This window comes from Sphingomonas glaciei (assembly GCF_023380025.1).
Taxonomy (GTDB): domain Bacteria; phylum Pseudomonadota; class Alphaproteobacteria; order Sphingomonadales; family Sphingomonadaceae; genus Sphingomicrobium; species Sphingomicrobium glaciei.
Genome location: NZ_CP097253.1, coordinates 12,566 through 31,593 on the forward strand (window position 1 = coordinate 12,566; position 19,028 = coordinate 31,593).

The following is a 19,028-nucleotide window of genomic DNA, read 5'->3' on the forward strand; positions in this document are numbered from 1 at the left end:
ACAAAGAGAGTGTCGCGCGTGCGCGCCCGCCTGCTGGTGCGCGTGCACTGGGACGGATTCCGGGCAAGTCCGCGCGACTATCTCCAGGCTGCCTGGTGGAGATTGCGAGGGCTGCGGCTTCGCTCGCGCCACAAGTTGTCGTCGCTGATCGGTCGCTCACCCCGCGCTTATGATCTCTGGCGCCTTCGGGAGCCTGCCGTCGGAACCGGTACGGCTCCTGGCCCCGAGATGGTTGCGCTGGTCGATTGCCGTGCCTCGCTCGATGGGATCGTACGGTCGCTGGCTTCGATCGAGGCCGCTGGCCTGAGGCCCGTCATCCTGGGCGAACCTCCGGCCGGGTTCGAAGGGGCGATCATCCGGGAGCCAAGCGGCTTGAGCGGCCTGGTTCCGGCCTCAGGCTCCATGCTGCTGATCGCGATCTGCCCTGGCGATCGGATATCACCCGACGCCCGGCAGCGCTATTGGGAGGTGCTCGGCGATTCCGACCGGCTGCTCTACGCGGACGACGACCGTGTCGATCAGTCGGGGCATCGCAGCGATCCGCATTTCAAGCCGGACTGGAACGCCGAACTGTTCCGGCATCACGATTATCTTTCGGGTGCCAGTCTAATGCGCGTCAGCCGGGAAGAGCTCGCGCGCTTGCCCGGGGACGGGTGGAACGAGGCGCTCATCGCATCGCTGCTGGCATCGGGCGTCAGGCCGAAGCATGTGCCGACGATCCTGCATCATCGATCGACCCGGCCGGCCCCGCATATTCCCGGACGGGCCGTTGCGGCTCCGGTCGGCGGTTATCCCCTCGTCAGCGTGATCGTTCCCACCCGCAACCAGGCGCCCCTGCTGCGGGCCTGTGTCGAGGGGCTCGGGCGAACCGATTATCCCGCGGTCGAACTGATCGTGGTCGACAACGGTAGCGATGAAGAGGATGCCCTGGCGCTGCTCGACGAGCTTCGGGCCACCGGGGCCGAGGTCCTTCGTCGGCCCGGCCCGTTCAACTTCAGCGCGCTGGTCAACGCCGGGGCGAGGCATGCCGGGGGCAAGCTGCTCTGCCTGCTGAACAACGACATCGAGGTGCTGGCGCCGGACTGGCTGAGGATTCTGGCGACGCAGGCACTGCGCGGCGATGTCGGCGCCGTCGGAGCGAGATTGCTATACCCCGATCATAGCCTCCAGCACGCCGGGGTCGTGATCGGCCTGGGCGGCGGGGCAGGGCATGCGCATCGCTTCGAGGCGGTAACGGAGCGCGGCTATTTCTACCGGACGCATCTGCCGCAATTCGTCAGCGCGGTGACGGCAGCTTGCCTGATGGTCGACCGGGATCGCTTCTGGGCGGTCGACGGACTGGACGAGCAGCATTTCCCGGTCGCCTTCAACGACGTTGATTTCTGCCTTCGCCTGAACGCCAGGGGGTGGCAGTCCTTTTATGAGCCGCGCGCGACCCTGATCCATCATGAATCCAAGTCGCGCGGCAAGGACAGCGACCCGGCCAATCGCGAGCGGTTCGCCCGGGAACTGGCGGAGCTAAAGCGGCGCTGGAACACGGATCGGGCGGCAGATCCCTTCCACAACCCCAATCTCAGCCGCTTTTCAGAGCGCTTCGTGGTCGATCTTTGACCGGGGAAAGCCGCCTTGCGCTCCCGTCGGTGACCCTGGTCGCGGCGACCTCGGTGAATGTGGACGCCACGCTCGCGGCGCTGCGGCAAAGCATGCGCGGGATCGACTTCGCCGCGGTCAAATTATTGACCGACGATCGGGTCGAGCCGGGAGCAGGCATCGAACGGATCGCCATCCCGGCCATCACCTCGGCGCCCGCCTATTCGCATTTCATCCTGCGCGACCTGATCCGATACGTGTCGACGCAGCATGTGATGGTGGTCCAGTGGGATGGCTTCGTCACCCAGCCATCGCTGTGGCGGGCCGAGTTCCTCCTGTTCGACTATGTCGGGGCGCTCTGGCCGCAGTTCGGCGACGGGCACGATGTCGGCAACGGCGGCTTCTCCCTGCGCAGCCGGAAGCTGCTCGAGGCTTGCCTGGATCCGGCCTTCAAGCCGGAGCATCCCGAGGATGTCGCGATCGGCCGCACCAATCGCCGCCTGCTCGAGGAAAAGCACGGCATCCGCTTTGCCGATGCGCGAACTGCCCGCCGTTTTTCCAGGGAACGCGACGGGTCGTCGGAGCCGAGTTTGGGATTTCACGGCGTCTTCAACATGATCGAGGCGCTCGGGGCCGAGAGGTTCTGGCAAACCTATTCCTCACTCGACGAACGTCGCGGCATCGGCCGCGATCTTTTCCTGCTGGCGAAGCAGCTTCGCGGCGCGGGGGGACGGCACCGGAAGCGCTTGCGCCTGTTCCGCGATCTGGCAGGCGAAGAGCTGCGGCGGAGGCTGGGCCGGTAGCGCCGACCAGAATGCGGTGGAACTTGCCCCGCACAGTCTTTATCGGCGCTCGCAGCCGAATATCATTGCTTGCTGTTGTGCGGAGAATGCCAAGTGTCTCAACCGGATATGAGCCTCATCAAGGCGGGTGCCACGAAGCCCGCGACGAGGTTCAAGGTTTGCGTGGTTACCCGGACCAAGGACCGACCGGTGATGCTGGCGCGGGCGGCGGCAAGCATCGGTGCGCAGACCTTCGAGGATTATTGCTGGGTCGTGGTGAACGACGGCGGCGACGAGCAGGAAGCGCGTCGGATCTGGGAGCAGAGCGATGTTCCGTCCGATCGCCGGCGCTTTCTGTCCAATCCGCGATCGAAGGGCATGGAAGCGGCTTCCAACCAGGGTGTCGACGCGGCCTCCTCGGATTTCGTCGTTATCCATGACGATGACGACAGCTGGGAACCGACCTTCCTTGAGGAAACCGTCGGCTTTCTCCAATCCGACGAAGGGCAGCTCTATGGCGGCGTCGTCACCCACTCGACCTATGTTTCCGAACTGGTCCGTGAAAACGAGATCGTACGGCTCGACGAGAAGCCTTATCAGAACAAGCTGACGCATATCGATCTCGACACGGTGATCGATCGCAATCTGTTTCCGCCGATCTCGTTTCTCTTCCGGCGTCACATCCTCGAGCAGATCGGGGGGTTCGACGAGGGGCTGCCGGTGCTTGGCGACTGGCTGTTCAACATGGAGTTCCTGCTCCGCGCGAACATCGGTGTCCTGCCCAAGCCGCTGGCCAATTATCATCATCGCGACAAGCCGGGTTCGACCGCGCCTGAATATCAGAACACCGTGGTGGGCTCCCTCGCGCTCCATCAGAAATATACGGCGATCGTTCGCAACGATTTCCTGCGCCGGAATATCGGAAACTCCGCGGTCACCTTTCGACTGGCGCTCAGCGGGGCGAGCCCCGGTCCCGCCGACAGCCATTCCTCGCAGGCGCGCCACGAGGCTCAGGCGCTTCCCATGGTGCAGACCCTGTCGCGCGGCGATGGCGATCTCAGCTGGACCATCAGCACGATCAACGCGAAGCTGGCCGAGCGCAAGCTGGGCACCCTGCTCAAGTACCGCAAACTCCGGCCGTTGCAGCCCAACGCATCGTGGAGCACGGTACTGCCCCTGCTCAGCGAACTGGAACTGCGGGTTCCGCCCCCGCGCGACTTCGACGAACAAGCCTATCTGACCGCCTATCCCGATGTCGCGGAACAGGTTCGCGCCGGCAATCAGAAGTCGGGCTTCAATCACTTCCTCATGCATGGCCGCCACGAAGGCCGGGTCCGGGCCAGCGGGGAGTTCGTGCCGGCGCCCCAGGCCGCCCTGTCCGCGGCCCGGCCCGATGGAGCGGCGAGCCAGGTCGGACCGATCTTCGACAGCCTGCCGATGACCCGCAGCAGCCATTCGGCCGACGGTTTCGACAAGGTGCTCCATGTGGCGCATCACGAATGGCACGGGATCCGCCAGGCCACCGCCTACAGCCCCGGGCACAAGCTGCTGATCTCCGCTCACGAAGCGATCGATGTCGACGGCAAGAAGATGATCGCGGAGGAGATCTCGCGTCTCGGTGTCGAGCGTATCTGCGTGCAGGGCTATTCCAGCAATGCGGATGCACTGCTGCTGTTCCTGCGCTCGGCGCTTGGACCCAACGTAAAGTTCTACATGGTGAGCCACGTCAATTCGGCGCAGTTCGACCATCATTTCGAGATGCAGGTCATCGCCAAGCTGCTGAGCCGTCGGCGGTTCGGCGTGCTTGACGGCATCGCTTCGGTCAAACCCAATTTCGGCGACGCAATCGAGGGCTTCTGGCGCGGCACGATCATCAACTACGCGCCCAATATCCCGATGGTGAGCGGTCGACGCTCCGAGCAGGTAGAGGTCTATGCACCGCTCGATGTGGGCTGGCGCAAGAACCTTTACACGAACCTGCTGGGCGCTTCGCTGGCGGCCAACGTGGACCTCGTCAAAACCGCGAACTTCCCGAACGGGCTCGAGGATATCTACGATCTCGCGAAGCTCCGGCTGGTGGGCTATCTGCGTGGGCGCGACCTGCTCGACGAGATGGCACGCAGTTCCCTGACCCTTGTCGCCACCCTGGCCGAGTGCCAGCCGATGACCCAGCTCGAAAGTTTCGCGGTGGGGACGCCGTCGCTGACCGGGCCCCTCGATGTGGCGGAGTTTGCGGACGACCCGCTGGTCCGGCTCTGCACCACCTATCACCTCGACAATCCGGCGCTACTGGCCAAGGATATCGAACGGATCGTCGACGTCGTCCGCGACAACCCCGCCGAGATGGAGGGGATGATCGCGAGCCACCTGGCCTCGCGCCACGGGTTCGCCACCCGTTCCTACGCCGACTTCCTGGAGCTCTGATCGACGATGTCTGCCGGAAAGCCGTCGGTCTGCCTCGTCACCAACGAGCTCTACCCGCTGGGGCCGGGCGGGATCGGGCGGATGCTGTACAATTTCGCCCGTCACAACCAGGATCTCGGCTCGCCGGCCGACATCCACTTTCTGGTTCCGCCGATCCTGCTGTCTTCACGTGCCGACGCCCGCGAGGTGCTGGAACAAGCCCTCGACGGCCTTGCCACGCTGCATGTCTGCCCGGCGCTGAAGTCGGTTCCCTCGCCACTGGCGCAGTTGCTTGCGAAGGCGGAGGAATATCCCTGGACGAGCGAGTGGCTGTACGGCGAATCCTACCGTTATTACCTCGGGCTTCGTCTCGCTCAGGAGCGTATCGGTCGCCCGTTCGACTTCGTTGAATTCCCCGACTTCGGCGGCTGGGCAGTCGCCAGCCTCGAAGCCAAGCGCGCCGGGATGGACTTTGCCGAGACGGTCATCAGCGCCCGCGTTCATTCCACCCAGGGCATTCTCTACGGCGTCGAGCGCTTTGCCTACGACCCCGGCCATTGGGCCGGCATCATGTTCGATGCCGAGCGGCATCTGTTCGCCAATGCCGACCTGATCGTTGGGCACGATCCCGCGATCATCGACTATACCGCCCGGAACTACGCCTTGCAGGAGAGGTGGGACGGACGAACGGTTCTCGAATTCCCGCCGGTCTATATCCGGACGGCTCCGGGCACCTACGTGGGTGCCGACGAAGTCGAAGTCCCACCGGCCGACGACGCACGCGATTTCCTGTTTGGATCGCGCCTGCAACCGGTCAAGCGGCCCGATCTCTTCATCCGCGCCGCGATCCTCTACCTCGAGACCCAGCCGGATTACCGCGGGACGTTCCGATTGGTCTGCGGCGGCTGGGACCGGGTCTTCATCGACAATCTCAAGTCGCTCGTTCCGGACAAGCTGTCCGAGCGGATCAGGTTCGTCGAACGCGCCGATTCCGACGAGCGGCAACATTATATCGACCGCTCGATCGTGATCGTGCCGTCCGATTACGAGAGCCTGTGCCTGTTCGCGTTCGAGGCGGCCCTGGCCGGGCGCAAGGTCATCCTGAACGGCGTCTGCCCGGCGTTCGGCAACGGTTTCCGCTGGCGCGACCGCGAGAACTGCCTGCTGTTCGACGGATCGGTGGAGTCACTTGCAGCGACGATGCACGACGCCCTCACGTGGCGCCCGACCGGCGGCATCGAGGTCGCGCCGAGCGCACCTTACTGGCTGAGCCACCGAGATGGGGAAAGCGCCCCGGTTCAAGCGGGCGCAACGCCCCATCGCGTCTTCTGCTATGGCGCCAATTCGACCTCCGAAGTCTATCGCCATATCGACGTGGCGGCCGACCTCGAGCAGGCACTTCGGGCCCAGGGCCGGACCTCCGACATCATCATCCAGATCCCCCGGGGAAGCTTCGACGAGGGTGATCCCGAGGCCGAGGCGATCCGGAAGCGGGGGTGGACCGTCGCGTTCAGCTCGGGCAACCGCGAATGTCCGTCGATGTTCGCCCACCGCCTGCTCGCGCTTGGCGATGGCGCGGTGCTGCTGCTCCCGTTCGGCTACGAACCGAATGCGGCCTTTGTCGGCAGCGCGTTCGACGTTCACGCGGCCAATCCGTCGCTCGCCCTGGTCGGAGGGCATGTCGAAGGCATCGACGGTTTGACCGCGAGAAGCGATCACCTCAAGGTCTATTCGGGGGCCGCTCCGTCGACCGCCCTGCTGTCCGGACGCATCGCTCCGGCCATGAGCCTGGTCAGCCTCGATGCGATCCGACGCACCGGCTTCGATCCGCTTGCCGGCGGCCTGTGGTTCGAGGTGTTTGCCCGAACCTGTGCCTTGAACGGTGAGAGTATCGCGGTTCTGCCGATGGTCGCGGGTACGCTCGATCTGGTGGCGCGAGGAAAGGTCGAAACGACCAAGCGCATTTCGGCGGGGCTGCTCGATCAGCTCGGTCGATCGGCGGGCTGGCAGGCGAGGCTCCTGAGCGTCGAACCGGTGCAGGTCCCGAGCGAAGGTGGGGGACCCATCGCGCTTGACCACAACCAGCTTCGTCAGGCGCTGCGGATCAGCCCCGCCCGCAGGGATCGCCAGTGGGAGCCGGTCGGCTGGCACAATTCCGTCGGTGTGCTGGTTCACCCGATCGATGGCGAGATCACGATCGCCGAACTGCCCGGCGTGTCTCGCCGCGTCAGCGCGGTCACCGGCTATGTCCGCAACTTCAGCTCCGACAATGACGGCGCGATGGTCGCCATCGCCCTTGCGCGTTCGAATGTTTCCGCCGACCGGATCCGGCAGATCGTAGAGAGCGGCGAGCATGCCGAGGAAATGGCGGTGAGTGGATGGAGCAAGATCGAGCCCGGCGCCGATCTGAAGATCTTCCTCCCGTGCCTCGGGGTGAGCAAGGGCAATGACAAGATGCTGCTGATCAGCCGGGTGCCCGACGGCGGAAGCGAGGCCAACGCCGAAATAGTGTTCGTCGGGGTGGAATTGCAGTCGGACAACAATACGATCGGTTAAGCTCTGGTGAGCCGCGCCTGGAACAGCTTCGATAGTCAATAAAGGATTGGTGCAGATGGAAAACGAAGGTCTCTATTCGACCCAATATGTCGAAGCCACGCGCAAGATCGAGACGCTGAACCTGGACGAATACAAGGTCGGCGCTCCGTTTGCGCCGTTGCCCCGTTCGTTTTACGTCGTCGATCCCCGGCTCAGCGTCGTTCAACCCAAGGCGACCGACGACGAGATCGCCGCGACGGTTGAGCAACGAGGGAAGTTCCGCGTCGGCGATTACGCCGAGCCCTATGTGGCCGACGTCTTGCGCGCCTTCCGCTTGCTGCGCGGCAAGAAGACCTATCTCGAGATCGGCATCTTCGACCGCGGCAATCTTTCCTACGTCGCGTCGCTGCTCGACGATGATGCGATCCTGATTGGGGTCGACATCCAGGCCGACGAAGAGCGCGACGCCGTGCTTCGGGCCTCGCTCAAGCCGTCCCAGCAATATCACGTCGTGATCGGGTCGAGCCGCGATCCCGAGGTGGTCGCGCAGGTCGGCCGACTGCTTGGCGAACGCAAGCTGGACGGCATTTTCATCGACGGCGATCACACCGCCTATGGCGCCATGTGCGACCATGCCCTTTACGAGCAATATGTCGCAGATGACGGCGTCATTCTGTTTCACGACAGCGTGTGGGAAGGCGACGAGACCTTCAAGGGCGTCTGCGATGCTCTCGACGAACTCAGCCGGGTGGAGCCGGTCTACATGGTTGACGGCTCGAACCCCGTACGCCGCTTCAGCCGTCCGCTTTGGCGTGACAGCCTGTGGGGCGTGGTCGCGGTGGTCTTTGCCTCCGATCAGAAATGGCGCTGAGGCGGAGGCATCGCCTGCCGGACGCCGGAGCGTTCAGGCCGGAGTGATCTGCCGCAACGGGCCGTGCGCTTCCTCGTAGCCCGCGATCTGGTGCAGCTTCTGCTCGTGGATGAACACCACGTTCGCGCCGGTCGGCGTATAGGGCAGGCCCTGTAGATATCGCGCCTGGTAGCCCGGGCCCAGCAAGGCGAGCACACCGGCGGTTTCGGACACATCGAACAATTCGATGATGGCCGTTGGTCGGTCGCGCGCAACGACCTGTGTCATCCCCTTGAGGACCTCGGGCTCATATCCCTCGACGTCGATCTTGATGAGATCGACCGACGGGAAGGGGACTTCCAGCACGATCTGGGTCCTGTAGCGGTCCTGGTCGGCGAGAAGCTGGTCGAGGCTGACCATCGGCACGGTTTCGGTGAACCAGGGTTTGCTGACCCGGTCCTCCACGAAGCTTTCGTCGCTGGAAAGGACGTAGACCCCCGACGGGTGCCTCAGGTCATGCGTCCCTTCGCTACTGCCGACCCCTGCCCGGAGAGGCGCGATGCGATCGTCGAACGCATTCGCCCGAACGTTGATGAGCAGCCGGCTGTAGGTGTTGAAGGCGGGTTCGAACGCCATCACGAAACAGGTCGGATTGGCGGCCACGGCGGCGAGCGAGAAAACCCCCGAGAAGGCCCCGACGTCATAGATGTAGTTCGCTTGCCGGGCGAGGTGCACCCAGAGGCGCAAGGTATCGGTCTCGAAGCTATGCGGCCCGGCATAATAATAATGTGCGGCCACCACGTCGTCGGCATTGTTGAACATGACGAACGACGGTTGGTCCTGCGCTGCGCAACAGTTGACGAACCCCGAGTGACGTAGCCGCTGATTGCATTCCCCGACCTCCCGGGAACCGAACAGCCGCACCCTGGCCTGTTCTGCTGCTCGAAGATTTCTCGTCTCGAACTCGTAATAGTCCATCTTCGGCTCCGTACTGCGTCCGCTGGCGAGTATCCTCGCGCTGGCCCCAAGGCCGGAGAGGTGCATAACCGGCACGTCGGTCGTGTCCAAGCGAACTGCGCACGCGTGACAGGCTTCGTGCCTCCGGCTTGCCGGTGCCGGTCCGACGACCGTTCGGGATCCGCCGCCTGGCGCGCGGACTTTTCTGGCCAGACCGCTCCGCTTCAGCTAAGCGCCAGAAAACTATGTTTAAGAGGCTGGCGCCAGCGCTGCGACGCCTCAAGAGGTTTAGGAATGAACGCAAACAATCTCGATCACGAGGCCCTGACGGAAGTCATCCGGCAATCGCAGCGTCGGTCGTGGTTCTATCGGCATCGCTTCATGGGCCTGTTCGTCGGGCTGCCGACTCTGCTTGCCATCGTATATTATGCGTTCATCGCGACGCCGGTCTACGTGAGTTATTCAAGCTTCGTGATCAAGTCGCCCAATCAGCGGCCGACCCAGTCGCTGTCGCTTGCCAATATCGTCCAGACCACCGGCTTCGGGATGGGAAGCGAGCAGACCAAGGAAATCCTCCAGTATCTTCGGTCGCGCAACGCGCTCAAGGATTTGCAGGCCAAGCTGAACGTTCGTGACCTGTATGCCGAGCGGGGGGCGGACTTCCTGTCACGGTTCCCCAAGCCCTTCCGCGGCACCACCTTCGAAGACTTGTTCCGCTATTATAACAGTCGCGTGTCCGCGGACATCGACAGCGAAAGCAACATGGCGGTGCTGCAGGTCGAAGCCTTCACCCCGCAGGATGCCCTGGCGATCAATGCCCGCCTCCTCGATCTCAGCGAGGGACTGGTCAATCGCCTGAACCAGCGCGCCGAAAACCGCGCCATCAGCGAAGCGGAGCGACGGCTGTTGCAGGCCGAGGAACGCGTTCGCAATGCCCGTGTGTCGCTCAGCGCGTTCCGCAACCAGAGCAATATCATCGATCCGGAGCGGCAGGCCCAGGGCGTTCTGGAAATCTCGAATCGGCTGGTGACCGAGCAGGCGGCGTTGCAGGCGCAGCTTGACCTGATGGTCCAGGTGGCGCCTCTCAACCCAGCCATTCCGGCGCTCCGCGAACGGATCGCCGCCGTCGGCACGGCCATCGACAAGCAGAACAGCCGCGCGGTCGGCTCGCCTCGCGCCATCTCCTCGAAGCTGGCGACGTTCGAGAAACTGCAGGTAGAGCAGGAATTCGCCACGCAGATGCTGACGGCCGCGAACACCTCGCTCGAGCAGGCGCGGACGGAATCGCAGAAGCAGCAATATTATCTCGAGCGGGTGGTGGAGCCCAATCGTCCCGACGATCCCGCCCTGCCCAACGGCTGGCGGCAGGTGCTGACCATCCTCGGGGCGTCGCTGTGCCTCTACTTCATCGGCTGGATGCTGATCGTCGGCATTCTCGAGCATTCACCCGAGGATTGATGTGAGTCGATTGGCTGCCGGCTGGGGTATCCAGCGGAGGGTGATCAGCGCCCTCATGCTGCGCGAGCTGGTGACCCGCTTCGGGCGGGAGAACATCGGCTTCCTGTGGATCATGGCCGAACCCCTGTTGTTCGCGCTTGTGGTCGGTGTCCTGTGGCGCTTCATGAAGGGCCCCGAGGAGCATGGCGTCAGCGTCATCGCCTTTGTCGCCACCGGCTATATTCCGCTGACCCTGTTCCGGCAGTCGCTGCAGAGATCGGTTCGCGTGTTCAGCGTGAACGGCAGCCTGCTCTATCATCGCCAGATACAGGTGCTCGACTTCATCTTTGTTCGCTTCTTCGTCGAGCTGATCGGTGCGATGATGGCCTATGTCTTCATCGCGATCCTGCTGATCGCGGTCGGCGAGTTCCCCGTTCCCGCCAATCTGGGCATCTTTCTGGTCGGCTGGTTCTACTACGCCTGGTTCACCCTCGCGCTCGTCCTGTGCCTCGCGCCGCTGTCAGAGCAGTCCGATATCCTCGAGAAGCTGGTTCCGCTCACCACCTACATCGCCATCCCGTTCTCCGGCACCTTCACCATGATGTCGTGGCTTACTCCCCCTGCGCAGGCGGTGCTTTGGTATTCGCCCTTCGTGCATGCGATGGAGATGATGCGCGACGGGATCTTCGGTAGCCGCGTGGACGCTGAATATGGCTTCTTCGTTCCCACCGCCGCCTGCCTGGTGCTGACCCTGTTCGGGCTCATACTCTGCCGGCGCGTCCGGCGCGATCTGGTCGTCGAATGATCGTCTGCGAAGGTCTCAGCAAATCCTATCCGATGGGGTCGGGCCGCAAGCAAGTGCTGCGGGGCCTCGATCTGGCGATCGAGAAGGGGCAGCGGATCGGCTTCCTTGGCCGCAACGGCGCGGGCAAGACGACCCTGATCAAGCTGATCGGCGGCGTCGAACTGCCGACGGCGGGCAAGATTACGCGACAGATGAGCGTGTCATGGCCGCTCGGCTTCGGAGGCGGCTTCCAAGGCAGCCTGACGGGCTATGACAATGCGCGCTTCATCGCCCGCATCTATGGCCACGAATATAGCGAGCTGAAGGAATTCATCGCGGATTTCAGCGAGCTCGGCGCGCAGCTCAAGATGCCGGTAAAGACCTATTCGTCCGGCATGCGTGCAAGGCTTGCCTTTGCCTTGTCGCTGGCGATCGAGTTCGACTGCTATCTCGTCGACGAAGTGATCATGGTCGGCGACCATAATTTCTTCGAGAAGTGCCGCTACGAACTATTCGAGAAGAGGCACGACCGGTCCCTGATCTTCGCGTCGCACAGTGCGGACCTGGTTCGGGAATTCTGCAACGGAGCGGCGATCATCCACGACGGAAAGGCACGGTTGTACGGCGACATCGAGGAGGCCCTCGACCGCTACAACCACCTGTGACGATCAACCCTGTCGATAGGGTCGTGCTTCGCGATAGCCGAAGGTGCGATAATGTTCGGCCGGGTCCATTCCCGCCTCGGCGACGTCCGGGTTCAGCCGGAGATAGGCCGCGGCGTCGAAATCGCCCGGAAGTTCGGCCTGCGGCTGGAGACGCCCGGCCGGTCGCGGCTTGCGCTGCCAGGGAAATCTGCGGCGGCCAGTCCCGGCCTCGTCCCTTGCGCCATCGTCCTTCGCCTTGAGCACCTCGCCCAGATATAGGTTCGGCTGCGGGCGATCTGCGGCAATGTTGAAGATCGACCGGACGGCAAGGTCGCCCAGCGCTTCGTCCGAGAAGGCGGGCGTGTAGTAGATGCAATCCTCGAAATAATAGTGGGTCACCTGCGACCAGCGCGTGCGACTGTGATCGGTCTGAACGCTGCCGCCATGCAACAGGTTGGCAGCCCAGATCATGGCCTGACCCTTGCGGATCAGCAGGACTTCCTGCTGCGATCCGCTGGCCGCCAGCATCGCGTTCCACACGTCTTCGAAGGGGTCCTGCGCGGACTGCAGGGCGCCGCCCGTTCCGCGGCGGCCGATCATAAGGTTGCTGACGATCGGCCATTTATGAGACGCCGGGGCGTAGGTGAGGGGACCCGCGTCGGCGTGCACGTCCTCCATGGCCAGCCAGATCCCGCACATGAAGCGTTCCGGTATGCTGGAGAAATGGTTGGAGTCGCTGTGCAGCTTCTGTTCGGTACCGATCGGAAAGTTCAGCGTCTGAAAGGGAATGGCCGGCCGGCCGTACAGACGTTCGAGCAGCGACAGGACGGCCGGATTGGTCGCGATGGCCCTGACGTCCTCGTCCTCGCGCCAGGCGTCCTGCACCCGCTGCAGCCCGCCCGTCTCGAGCCGGGTCGAGGTATCGTTTGGATCGATCCCGAAGCGCGGCGCGAGTCTCTTCTTGATCCGATCCACGCGCTCCCCGATCGCCGGATCGGGGAAGTCGATGACGGCATAGCCGCGCTCGTGGAGGTCGGTCGCGATGCGCCGCTCTTCGGGGGAGAGTCCAAGGTCGTCTAGCATCGACCGGAACAGGGGAGACTCGACCAGCGGTACGCCGGGCAATGGATTATTGGCAGGCACGACCGGTCCTAGCGCCGAAGGTTGATCGAATATCGTTCACTGTAGCGATCCAGATTGGGGTTGTGTAGCGGGTCGGCATAGGTCCGCGCACCCCATCGCTCTTGGAAGATCCTCAGTTCGCGCATGTACCGGTCGAGATGTTCGACAGACAGGTCGTTGCCGCGCGACTTCGACTCGTGGTGATACAGCAGGGCATGCGGCGTATAGACATTGCGCCAGCCTGCCCGCTCCAGCTTCAGGCACAGGTCGACATCGTTGTAGGCTATCGGCAGCCCCTCCTCGTCCAGCCCGCCCACGGCCTCATATTTGTCGCGGCGAACAAGCAGACAGGCAGCCGTGACTGCGCTGACGAAGTGCGGAACATGCGCCTGCCAGAAATAGCCGGGATCGTCGGGAGCCTGGAAGCGGTGGGCGTGGCCCGCGGCCTCCCCCATTCCGACCACGACCCCGGCATGCTGGATCGACCCGTCTTCGTAGAGGAGCTTCGCGCCCACAGCTCCGCCATCCTCGCGGCAGGCATAGCGCATCATTTCATCCAGCCACTCGGGCGAGATCACTTCCGTATCGTTGTTCAGAAGCAGCAGGAACGACCCTTGGGCCTGGCGCGCCGCCAGATTGTTGAGCGCGGAGAAATTGTAGGCGGCAGCCGAGTGGATCAGCTTGACGTTCGGCCGCGACGCCAACTCATCGAAGTAACGGAAGGTCGAAGCCTCGCTGCTGCCATTGTCGACGACGATGATCTCATAGGGCTGATAGGCCGTCTTCTCGAACACACTCTCGAGGCAGGCCCGCAGCAGGTCGACCTTGTCGCGGGTCGGCACGATGATGCTGACGAGCGGCAGTGGGTCGGGCAGCGGCCAGTGCACGTGCACCGTATCGAACGGCCCGGGGAGGCACCGGGCGCGGTCGCCGAGATGCCGCGCAACGGCGCTCAACCTTTCAGGGCGGGGGAGGGGCGGCGCCCCGGCGTGATTGAGGATCGCCGGGACGTGAACGATCTCCGGCGAAGCAGCCATGACGAGGTCGACGAGGAAGGCATCGAACGGCAGATCGGGCGCAGCCCGCTCCGATACCCGATCGAAGATGTCGCGGCGGACGGCGAGGGCCGGCGAAAGATAGTCGAGGGCGAGGAACATCTCCTCGTTCCAGGCCGGCTTGAACCACGGCTGTCGCTCCTTGCCACGAAGCGACGGGCGGTCGTCATCGCCATAGAGCAGGGCAGGGCGGTCCTCGACGATCTGCTCGGCAAGCCTGAACAGCGCCGACCTGGGCAGTCGATCACCGACATGCAGCAGGAGGACGTAGTCGCCATCGACGGTCGTGGCCCCGGACCGGAAATCCGTGACCGAAGAGGGGTAAAACGACCAGGCGGAATAGGTCTGCGCCTCGACCGACCGCCTCGAGCGATCCACCATTCCTTCCGCGGCCTCTTCGGTCCCGACCAGGAGAATGGCGAAGGTGGGCGCGGCCTCGTCGGGATGCACGCTGCTGTGGCCCGCCAGCCGCCGGTCCTCCTCATCGAGCCACATGTCGTAGGCCAGCGGCAGGTCCCTGGCCGCGTCGCGCACGACATTCCCGGCGCGCACCCTTCTTCGGGACACCCGCCAGTAGATTGCGAGCAGGGCCTGCGCCGGACGATATCTCAGTAGCCGAAAGGAATTGCGCCAGAACCGGGACACGCTTTGAGACCTTCTGCCGGATCAGCGGCGCATGATGGGGGAGTGGCGGCCGCCGCCTTCTTTGACGACGGAAACGCCGAGGGCAAGGCCGCATGCCGACTTGCGCCCTCCGGTGGCTGAGTGGTAGACCGCGCGGGTCAGCCCCAGCCACCAGCTAAATGTCGGAGATATAATGCGTTTGCCGAAGTCGGTAAGTCTTGGTCGACGGTCGTTTGCGGCCTTTGCGGCCTGCCTTCTGGTCAGCGGTTGTTCGACCCTGCCGAGCAGCGGGCCCACCGGGTCGGCCATCCGGAAGAGCGCCGACATCACCGAGGCGCCCTTTCCCTACAAGCTGGTGAACGTCGCCGGGGTCGCCGATCTCCCGCTCCCACCGGCCAAGATCGTCCCGACCCTGCGGGACGCCGGCCAGCGTCCGACCGACCTCCTCGGGCCGGGCGATGTCGTGAACGTCGCCATCTACGAGGTCGGGGTCAGCCTGTTCGGCGGCGGATCGATCGTCGGTGCCGGGGAGAGCGCGGCATTCGGCATTCCCGCAGGCTCTACCGCCGAACGACTGCCGGCGATGCGCATCGACGACCGGGGCATGATCAAGGTTCCGTTCGTCGGCGAAGTGCGGGCCGCCGGCCGGACCGCCGCCGGGCTGCAGGCTGCCATCCAGGGTGGCTTGCGAGGGAAGTCGCAAAGCCCGCAGGTGATCGTCACCGTTGGCGATTCGGTATCCAACAGCATCATCCTGGGCGGCGAAGTGGCTCGCCCCGGGCGCCTGGTCCTCACCACCAACCGGGAAACGCTGTCCGATGCGATTGCGCTCGGGGGAGGCTATCGCGGGCAGGCGAAGGATGCCGTGGCGCGCGTGGAGCGCAATGGCGGGACTTTCGAGATGCGGCTCAGCGACCTGCTCGACCTGCCCGCCGAGGACATTCGGGTGGCACCGGGCGACCGGGTGTCGGTCATCAGCCGCCCGCAGACCTTTTCGGTCCTGGGAGCGGCGAGCCGGGCCGAGGAGATCACCTTCCCCCGATCCTCGCTGAGCCTCGCCCAGGCCGTGGCGCTGGGCGGCGGTGCCAATCCCAACCAGGGCGATGCGGCGGCCATCTTCGTGTTCCGCATGGACAAGGATGCGGCGGGCGTCGACCGGCCGACGGTGTACAGCCTCAACATGATGCAGCCCGGCGCCTACCTGCTGTCGCAGCGGTTCATGATGCGGGATCGCGACCTGTTGTACGTCGGTAATGCGCGCGCCAATCAGGTCAGCAAGTTCGTCCAGTTGGTCAGCCAGCTGTTCCTGCCCGTCGCAACCGCGCAATCGACCGTGCGCTAGGGCCGCCGTCCGACTTGATACGAGGCCGGCCCAGGCCAAGACGCCGAACGAACGAGGTTGTGAACTTGCAATTTCCGATCACCAGCAAGGGACAGCTGTTCCTTATCGCCGGACCATGCGCGATCGAGAGCGAGGAGTTGTGCCTGCAGGTAGGCGAGGTGCTTGCCGGGATCGCCCGGCGGCATGGTCTGCCGGTGATCTTCAAGGCCAGCTTCGACAAAGCCAACCGGACGGCGGCCACGTCTTTTCGCGGGGTTGGCCTCGACGAAGGCCTGGCCATCCTGGACAAGGTGAGGCGGGTCACCGGCCTGCCGGTTCTGACCGACGTGCACTCGCCCGATCAGGTGCGTGCCGCGGCCGAGGTCGTGGACATGCTGCAGACGCCCGCCTTCCTCGCCCGGCAGACCGATCTCATCGAGGCCGCCGCGGCGAGCGGTCGGCCGGTGAACTTCAAGAAAGCGCAGTTCATGGCGCCTGCCGACGTCGTACCGATGATCGCCAAGGCACGGGCCGCGGCGGCTGCGGCGGGCGTTCGGGACGATCACTTCACCGTGTGCGAGCGGGGGACGAGCTTCGGCTACAACAACCTGGTCGTCGACATGCGCAGTCTCGTGCTGATGCGGCAGGCGGGGTGTCCGGTGGTGTTCGATGCGACCCACAGCGTCCAGTTGCCCGGCGGCCTTGGCGATCGGTCCGGTGGGCAGCGCGAGTTCGTCCATCCCTTGGCGCGGGCGGCGGTTGCGGTCGGCGTCGACGGTCTGTTCATGGAATGCCACCCCAATCCCGCTGAGGCGCTGTCGGATGGGCCAAATGCCATTCCGCTGAACGAGCTCGAGGCGATTGTCGCGGACCTGCTGCGCCTGCAGCAGGCGGGGCTGGGCGGCCGTGAGCCGAGCTGAGGCGACACGGCTGCAAGCCGGGCGCCTTGCCGCGGGTCTGACCGGGGAGGTCGCCGCACTAATGCGAAGGGCGGCGAGCGAGGTCCTGCTACCACGCTTCCGGACGCTTGCGAGCGGAGACGCCGAAGAGAAAAGCGCCGGCGAAGTCGTGACGATTGCCGATCGCGAGTGCGAGGCGATGCTGGAGCAGGGGTTGGCCGCAATCCTCCCCGAAGCCTCCATCGTCGGTGAAGAAGCGGTTCACGCACGGCCCGGCCTGCTCGATCGTCTAGGCGACCCTCTGTGCTGGATCGTCGATCCCCTCGACGGGACGGGCTATTATGCCGAGGGGCAGGAGCCTTTCGGGATCATGATCGCGCTGGCCAGCGGCGGGCGGACCGTCGGTGGATGGATCCTCGATCCCCTCGCTGACCGGCTTTGCTGGGCGGCTGCGGGGGCCGGCTGCTGGATCGATGGCCAACCAGTGCGGTGCGAACGAGGGGCGGAGGTCCCGCCGGTGATCGGTCTCTCTCCCTTGCTGCAACGTCGACCCGAGCGGCTGCAGGCCGTGAGGTCCAGGCTTGAGGGTCACTACCGGATCGTCGACATTCCCCGCTGCGCCGCGGCCCACTATCCGGCGATGCTGAGCGGCGGGCCGGACCTGACCCTTTACGAGCGAACGCTTGCCTGGGATCATGCCCCAGGGGCCCTGATGATCGAGGAGGCTGGCGGCCGCTGTGCTCGGCTGGACGGCAGCGGCTACCGGGTCGACGACGCGAAGGTGGGACTGCTGGTCGCGACCGATCAGGCGCTGTGGGACGGGGCCGCCGCGCGTTTGACGGATTTGCCGAACTGAGCCCCTCGACACTCCTGCTCCTCGACGTCACCAGGCTGATCTGGCGGCGCTGGCGCGGCAACCTGCCGACCGGCGTCGATCGGGTGTGCCTCGCTTATGTCGAGCATTTCGCCGGGAGCGCGCAAGCCGTGATCCAGCGCAAGGGCTGGGTGTTCACCCTGTCCCCGCGCGATTCCGACAGGCTGTTCGCACTTCTGCTGTCGGGCGGTCCGAGGTTCCGAAGCCGCTTCGCGCTGTTCGCCGCCAAGGCGGGACTGTCCGCAGTTCGCCAGCGGACCCCGTCCGGAGCCTTGTACCTGAACGTCGGACATACCGGGTTGGAGGATGCAGCGCTGCCACGCTGGATCAAGCGGCACCGCCTTCGCGCGGTGTACCTGATCCACGATCTCATTCCGTTGACCCATCCGCAATATTGCCGGCCGGGCGAGGATCGGAAGCACGAGCGGCGGATCCGCACCGTTCTTGCCAGCGCGTCCGGCGTGGTCGGGAATTCGCAGGCGACGATCGACGATCTCGCGGCTCAGGCGGCGCGACTTGGAATGCCGATGCCGCCCCATGTCGTCGGTTGGCTGAGCGGCCGCACGCTGGAGCGGCCGGCCTCGGTGCCAGCGGGCGGGGACCCCTATTTCCTCGTCCTCGGCACGATTGAAGGCCGCAAGAACCATCGCCTCCTGCTCGACGTCTGGCGCCGGCTGTTCGAGCGCTTCGGGGATGGGGCGCCCAAACTCGTGATCGTCGGGGCCCGGGGCTGGCAGGCGGAGGAAGTGCTCGCGCGGCTCGATGCACTTGGTCCACTCGCCCCCATCGTCCAGGAACGCTCCCGCTGTTCCGACGGGGAACTGAGCCGATTGCTGTCGGGAGCCCGTGCACTGCTGATGCCGTCTCATGCGGAAGGCTATGGCATGCCGGTGTTCGAAGCCCTGGAGTTCGGAACGCCCGTCATCGCGAGCGCCCTTCCGGTCTATCGCGAAGTGGCGGGCGATATTCCCACCTATCTCGATCCCGATGACGTCGAGGCGTGGGAGCGGGCGATCATTGCCTTTGCCGCCGAAGGCGGCGAACGCGACGTCCAGCTGGCCCGGATGAAGGGCTTCCAGGTGCCCGACTGGGCGCTTCATTTCGCCGCGCTCGATCCGTGGCTCGCTAAGCTGATTGATTAACGATGCCGA

15 protein-coding genes are annotated in these 19,028 nt (G+C 64.7%); 12 read left to right on the forward strand and 3 right to left on the reverse strand.

Going from position 1 to position 19,028, the window contains the following annotated elements; all coding sequences use genetic code 11:
• Positions 1–18: 18 nt before the first annotated feature.
• The 5 genes from M1K48_RS00070 (at position 19) to M1K48_RS00090 (ending at position 8,181) form a co-directional block, all read left to right on the forward strand.
• The gene (locus M1K48_RS00070; protein WP_249503864.1) at positions 19–1,611 is read left to right on the forward strand and encodes a glycosyltransferase family 2 protein; all 1,593 of its coding nucleotides are present in this window, start codon (positions 19–21) and stop codon (positions 1,609–1,611) included.
• 29 nt (positions 1,612–1,640) lie between these two features.
• On the forward strand, positions 1,641–2,393 hold the full coding sequence (locus M1K48_RS00075) for a DUF5672 family protein (RefSeq protein WP_249503865.1): 753 nt from the start codon (positions 1,641–1,643) through the stop codon (positions 2,391–2,393).
• A gap of 162 nt (positions 2,394–2,555) precedes the next feature.
• Complete coding sequence (locus tag M1K48_RS00080) at positions 2,556–4,796, forward strand: glycosyltransferase (RefSeq protein ID WP_249503866.1); 2,241 nt, start codon at positions 2,556–2,558, stop codon at positions 4,794–4,796.
• 6 nt (positions 4,797–4,802) lie between these two features.
• Positions 4,803–7,331 (forward strand): glycosyltransferase, encoded by a 2,529-nt coding sequence (locus M1K48_RS00085; protein ID WP_249503867.1) that lies wholly within the window; start codon positions 4,803–4,805, stop codon positions 7,329–7,331.
• Between the two features lie 55 nt (positions 7,332–7,386).
• Positions 7,387–8,181, forward strand: coding sequence for a class I SAM-dependent methyltransferase (locus M1K48_RS00090; protein ID WP_249503868.1), 795 nt, complete (start codon positions 7,387–7,389; stop codon positions 8,179–8,181).
• A 33-nt stretch (positions 8,182–8,214) separates the two neighbouring features.
• On the opposite strand, the gene M1K48_RS00095 is transcribed toward M1K48_RS00090, so the two are convergent.
• A complete protein-coding gene (locus M1K48_RS00095; RefSeq protein WP_249503869.1) occupies positions 8,215–9,228 on the reverse strand; it encodes an FkbM family methyltransferase in 1,014 nt (337 codons plus the stop codon).
• A 183-nt stretch (positions 9,229–9,411) separates the two neighbouring features.
• On the opposite strand from M1K48_RS00095, the gene M1K48_RS00100 reads away from it, so the two are divergent.
• Genes M1K48_RS00100 through M1K48_RS00110 form a run of 3 tightly spaced genes read left to right on the forward strand, consistent with a single transcriptional unit; the run spans position 9,412 to position 12,003 of the window.
• Positions 9,412–10,575: a capsule biosynthesis protein gene (locus tag M1K48_RS00100; protein ID WP_249503870.1), complete on the forward strand. Its 1,164-nt coding sequence runs from the start codon at positions 9,412–9,414 to the stop codon at positions 10,573–10,575.
• Positions 10,576–10,615: 40 nt separating this feature from the next.
• Positions 10,616–11,359, forward strand: coding sequence for an ABC transporter permease (locus tag M1K48_RS00105; protein ID WP_249503871.1), 744 nt, complete (start codon positions 10,616–10,618; stop codon positions 11,357–11,359).
• Positions 11,356–12,003 carry an ABC transporter ATP-binding protein gene (locus M1K48_RS00110; protein ID WP_249503872.1) on the forward strand — a complete coding sequence of 216 codons (648 nt, stop codon included), beginning with the start codon at positions 11,356–11,358 and terminating at the stop codon, positions 12,001–12,003. Before M1K48_RS00105 ends, M1K48_RS00110 begins: the two co-directional genes overlap by 4 nt.
• A gap of 3 nt (positions 12,004–12,006) precedes the next feature.
• Here M1K48_RS00110 and M1K48_RS00115 read toward each other — a convergent pair whose 3' ends face one another.
• Together M1K48_RS00115 and M1K48_RS00120 are read right to left on the reverse strand one after the other, a co-directional pair.
• The gene (locus tag M1K48_RS00115; protein ID WP_319941182.1) at positions 12,007–13,125 is read right to left on the reverse strand and encodes a phytanoyl-CoA dioxygenase family protein; all 1,119 of its coding nucleotides are present in this window, start codon (positions 13,123–13,125) and stop codon (positions 12,007–12,009) included.
• Between the two features lie 8 nt (positions 13,126–13,133).
• Positions 13,134–14,711 carry a glycosyltransferase family 2 protein gene (locus M1K48_RS00120; protein ID WP_249503873.1) on the reverse strand — a complete coding sequence of 526 codons (1,578 nt, stop codon included), beginning with the start codon at positions 14,709–14,711 and terminating at the stop codon, positions 13,134–13,136.
• A gap of 265 nt (positions 14,712–14,976) precedes the next feature.
• Here M1K48_RS00120 and M1K48_RS00125 point away from each other — a divergent pair, with 265 nt between their 5' ends.
• Genes M1K48_RS00125 through M1K48_RS00140 form a run of 4 tightly spaced genes read left to right on the forward strand, consistent with a single transcriptional unit; the run spans position 14,977 to position 19,019 of the window.
• A complete protein-coding gene (locus M1K48_RS00125; protein ID WP_249503874.1) occupies positions 14,977–16,125 on the forward strand; it encodes a polysaccharide biosynthesis/export family protein in 1,149 nt (382 codons plus the stop codon).
• 59 nt (positions 16,126–16,184) lie between these two features.
• Positions 16,185–17,024: a 3-deoxy-8-phosphooctulonate synthase gene (kdsA, locus tag M1K48_RS00130; RefSeq protein WP_249503875.1), complete on the forward strand. Its 840-nt coding sequence runs from the start codon at positions 16,185–16,187 to the stop codon at positions 17,022–17,024.
• Positions 17,011–17,859 carry an inositol monophosphatase family protein gene (locus M1K48_RS00135; RefSeq protein WP_319941183.1) on the forward strand — a complete coding sequence of 283 codons (849 nt, stop codon included), beginning with the start codon at positions 17,011–17,013 and terminating at the stop codon, positions 17,857–17,859. The genes kdsA and M1K48_RS00135 overlap by 14 nt, the downstream gene beginning before the upstream one ends.
• On the forward strand, positions 17,817–19,019 hold the full coding sequence (locus tag M1K48_RS00140) for a glycosyltransferase family 4 protein (protein ID WP_249503876.1): 1,203 nt from the start codon (positions 17,817–17,819) through the stop codon (positions 19,017–19,019). The genes M1K48_RS00135 and M1K48_RS00140 overlap by 43 nt, the downstream gene beginning before the upstream one ends.
• Positions 19,020–19,028 lie beyond the last annotated feature (9 nt).